We start from the raw sequence: 4,003 nt of genomic DNA on the forward strand, positions 1-4,003 counted from the left end.
CGAGGTCGCTCAGCTTGCGCTCGTGGAAGCTGACGCGGAACTGCTGGTGGACGCCTTCGCCGGTCGTCTCGTCGATGGTCATTTCATAAAGACCCGGGGCCAAAGCCTCGATGGTCTTCATCGTCGAGGTGACCTCGGAATGTTCCTTCTTGGCGATCGAGGACGACACGAAAATGCCGAGGTGGCCGACCTTGTCGTGGATCATGTAAATGATGCGATTGCCGCGGATGCGGATCTCGTGCTCGTCGACGAAGGTGTCGACGATCCAGTTCAGGGCCTGCTGCGGCGGCGTGATATTGTCGCCGAGCGAAGCGAACACGATGATCGGGGAGCGGATCGCCTTGATATCGAGCCGGCGGCCGCGCTCGATGCGGGCTTCGCCGCGCGCCAGACGATTGCCGATGAAGATTTGCTCGACGATCCAGTGGATTTCGGCCTCGTTCATCAGGTGGAAGCCGCCCCACCAGCGCTGGAATTCGAGGAAGCGCGCGCGCTGTTTCTCGGGATTGGCGTAGAGGTCGAAATAATCGCCGAAATAGAGCCGGCCCGGATTCAACATCTCGAAATTCTGGACGAGATAGGCGCCGTCGAAGATGCCGCCGCCGAGATCGGCGAGGACCAGCGCCGGCAGAATACCGCCGAGCAGGCCGCCGTTGTAGCGCATGGGATTCTCGCCCTTGCGTCCCGACCAAGCCGCGACCGGCGCGCCATTGATGACCAGCGGGCCGGTGATTTCGGGATTGGCCGCGGCGAGGACCAGGGTCGCCCAGCCGCCCTGGCAATTGCCGACGATGATCGGCTTGGGCGCTGCCGGATGACGGCGGCGGATTTCGCCGACGAATTTGGCCTCCGCGCGCATCACGTCGGCAAGGGTCTGGCCCGGCTCCGGCATCGGATGGAACACGGTGAAATAGACCGGGTGGCCGTCATGGAGCGCGACGCCGACCTGGCTGTCGGGCTTGAAGCCGCCGATGCCGGCGCCGTGGCCGGCGCGCGGATCGATGATCAGATAGGGGCGCTTCCAGTCGAACACTTCGACGCCCGGCGGCGGCTTGATCTTCAGCAGGTAATAATTGACCGGCGGGCTCAGCTCCTTGCCGTCCATCACCACGTCGTAATCATAGATCAGCACCGGGGGCGTGCCGGCCGCTTCATGGGCGATGTCATTGTTGCCGCGCTCGCGCAGGACGTCGAGCGCCAGAATGAAGCGCTGCGCCGCGTCCCGAACATAGTCCTGGGCTTCCTTGAACAGCTCGCCATGATTGGCGGCGTCCTGCAGACGGGCGAACAGCGGGTTAAGCTCGGCCCAGGTCTCGCGCAGGCGCGCGCCATGGCCTTTCGTCAGTTTGTGAAGATGAACGCTGGCGATCTCGCCGAGATCCTGCGCCTGCGCCGCCTGGATCGAACCGTCCTCGGCTTCGCGGCGCAAGAAATTCTCGGGGCTGTAAAGCGGGGGCATGGGATTTCCCTTCACGAAATGGCCGGGACGAGCGGCTGCTTCAGGCCGAGAAGCTCGGCGGTGTGAGCGGCGATCATCCGCTCTTCGTCCGTCTTGAGGATCAGCGCGACGGTGGGCGAGCCCTTTTCCGAAATGATGCGCTCGTTCCTGGCGTTGGCTTCGGCGTCGATCTGGATGCCGAACCATTCCATGTTCTCGAGGATCGCCTGGCGCACCCGCGCCGCATTCTCGCCGATGCCGCCGGTCAGCACGATGCAGTCGAGCCCGCCCAGCACGGCGCACAGGCCGCCGATCTCGCGGCGCACGCGCGAGACGAAATAATCGATCGCGTCCCTAGCGGATTGCTCGGTCGAGGCTTCCAGCTCGCGCATGTCGTTGGAGACGCCGGACATGCCCTTCAGGCCCGAATTCTTGTAGAGCAGATCGGTGATCTGCTCGGCGTTCATCTTCTTTTCGGCCATCAGATAGAGCACGACGCCGGGATCGAGCTGGCCGCAGCGCGTGCCCATCGGCAGGCCGTCGAGCGCGGTGAAGCCCATGGTCGAGGCGACCGATTTTCCGGCGTTGATGGCGCAGAGCGAGGCGCCGTTGCCGAGATGCGCCACAATGACCTTGCCGCGCGCCAGCACCGGCTCCTCATGGCGCAGGATGCGGTGGATGAATTCGTAAGACAGGCCGTGGAAGCCGTAGCGGCGCACGCCCTCGTCGTAATATTGGCGCGGCAGTGCGAATGTGTCGGCGATGAACGGATGTTTGCGATGGAAGGCCGTGTCGAAACACGCGACCTGCGCGGCCTTGGGGAACGCCTCGATCGCGGCTTCGACGCCCGCCAGATTATAGGGCTGATGCAGCGGCGCCAGCGGCGAGAACGCCTCCAGGCGGCGGAAGATTTCGGGGTCCACCAGCACGGGTTCGGCATAGACCGGCCCGCCATGGACGACCCGGTGGCCGACGCCGACCACCTCGCCGTCGAGCTTTTCCTTCTCCAGCCAGTCGAGCACCGCGGTCAGCGCCATTTTGTGATCGACCGTCGCATGGCTCTGATCGAGCACGAATTGCGTCTTCGCGCCGTCGCTCTTTTTCGCGGAAAAGGTGGCCTTGGCGCCGATGCCGTCGATCAGGCCGAGCGCGAGCTGGGTGAGCTGGCCTTCGGCGATCCGGTAAGCGGAGAATTTCACCGAGGACGAGCCGGCGTTGATGGTCAGAATGAGATTGGCCATAAATTTCCTCTGTAACGAGTCAGCCATGCGCGGGGCTTGAGCCGGGCCCCGCCCGTCCAGGCAAGACGCGCGGCCTCATTCGGCCGCGAGCGCCTTGCCGGATTTTTCCGGGGCGTCGGCGTTCTGGCCAACAAAGGGACGGCCGTGTTCGAGCCAATATTTGTAGAGCTGCGCCAGCGCGCAGGACACCAGGCGCGCCTTGTCGTTGTCGGCGCGGCTGGTGAGGATGACCGGGGCTGCGGCGCCGACGACGAGGCCGGCGGCCTCGGCATGGGCGACGAAGGTCAGTTCCTTGGCCAGCATATTGCCGGATTCGAGATTGGGCGCGATCAGGACATTGGCGTGGCCGGCGACCAGCGAGGCGATACCCTTGGTGCGCGCCGCCTCCATGTCGATGGCGTTGTCCATGGCCAGCGGCCCATCGACGGCGCCGCCGCGAATCTGGCCGCGATCGGCCATTTTGGACAGGATGGCCGCGTCGAGGGTCGAGGGAATGGCCGGATTGATGACCTCGACCGCCGAAAGCACGCCGACTTTGGGATCGACGCCGCAGGCCAAAGCGAGATCGATGGCGTTCTGGACGATGTCGACCTTGGTCAGCAGGTCGGGCGCGATATTGATCGCCGCGTCGGAGACGAACAGCAGATCGTCGAGGGTGAGCGTGTCGAGCACGAAGACATGGCTGATGCGGCGGCCGGCGCGCAGACCGACGTCTTTCTTGACCACCGCGGCGAGCAGGTCGTCGGAATGAAGGTCGCCCTTCATCACCGCGCCGGCCTCGCCCGCCCGCACCATGGCGACCGCCTTGTCGGCGGCGACGCGATGGCTCTTCTCGTCGATGACCTTATAGGCCGAAATATCGGCCTCAAGCTCCAGAGCCGCCTTGGCGATGCGCTCCGGGTCGCCGATGAAGATCGGCTCGATCAGCCCGCGCTCGGCCGCGAGCAGCGGACCGCCGAGCGAGTTGTGGTTTTCCGGGCAGACGATCACGGTTTTCAGGCGCGGCAACTGGCTGGCCAAAGCGAGGAGATGGGGAAACTGCTCCTTCTCCTCCATGATGAGCGCCGGCAATTCGCGCTCGGCGATCTCGACATGCTGCGTCGGCGCATTGACGATGGCCGTGCCCTTGCAAACCGGCTCGCCCTTCGCATTGACGACCACCGTCTCGAACACCGCGACCGGCTCCTCGCGCTTCTCACGGCAGGTCACGGTCACGCGGAGGCGGTCGCCGACATGGACGCGATTGACGAATTCGAAATTCTGGGCGCGATAGAGCGTGCCCGGTCCGGGAAGAATATTGCCCAGCACGGCGGAAATCAGCGAT

The 4,003-nt window shown here is 64.6% G+C and carries 3 protein-coding genes; all 3 read right to left on the reverse strand.

The window, feature by feature from the left end; all coding sequences use genetic code 11:
- Positions 1-1,459: DUF3141 domain-containing protein (locus tag ACE3S9_RS16110; protein WP_374547496.1), on the reverse strand; the 1,459-nt coding region annotated here is incomplete at its 3' end.
- Positions 1,460-1,470: 11 nt separating this feature from the next.
- Positions 1,471-2,679, reverse strand: a complete 1,209-nt coding sequence (locus ACE3S9_RS16115) for an acetate/propionate family kinase (RefSeq protein WP_374547497.1) — start codon at positions 2,677-2,679, stop codon at positions 1,471-1,473.
- Positions 2,680-2,754: 75 nt separating this feature from the next.
- Positions 2,755-4,003 (reverse strand): bifunctional enoyl-CoA hydratase/phosphate acetyltransferase (locus ACE3S9_RS16120; protein WP_374547498.1); only part of this gene is annotated, 1,249 nt, incomplete at its 5' end.

Origin of the sequence: Rhodoblastus sp. (assembly GCF_041915505.1) — a bacterium.
GTDB lineage: Bacteria > Pseudomonadota > Alphaproteobacteria > Rhizobiales > Beijerinckiaceae > Rhodoblastus.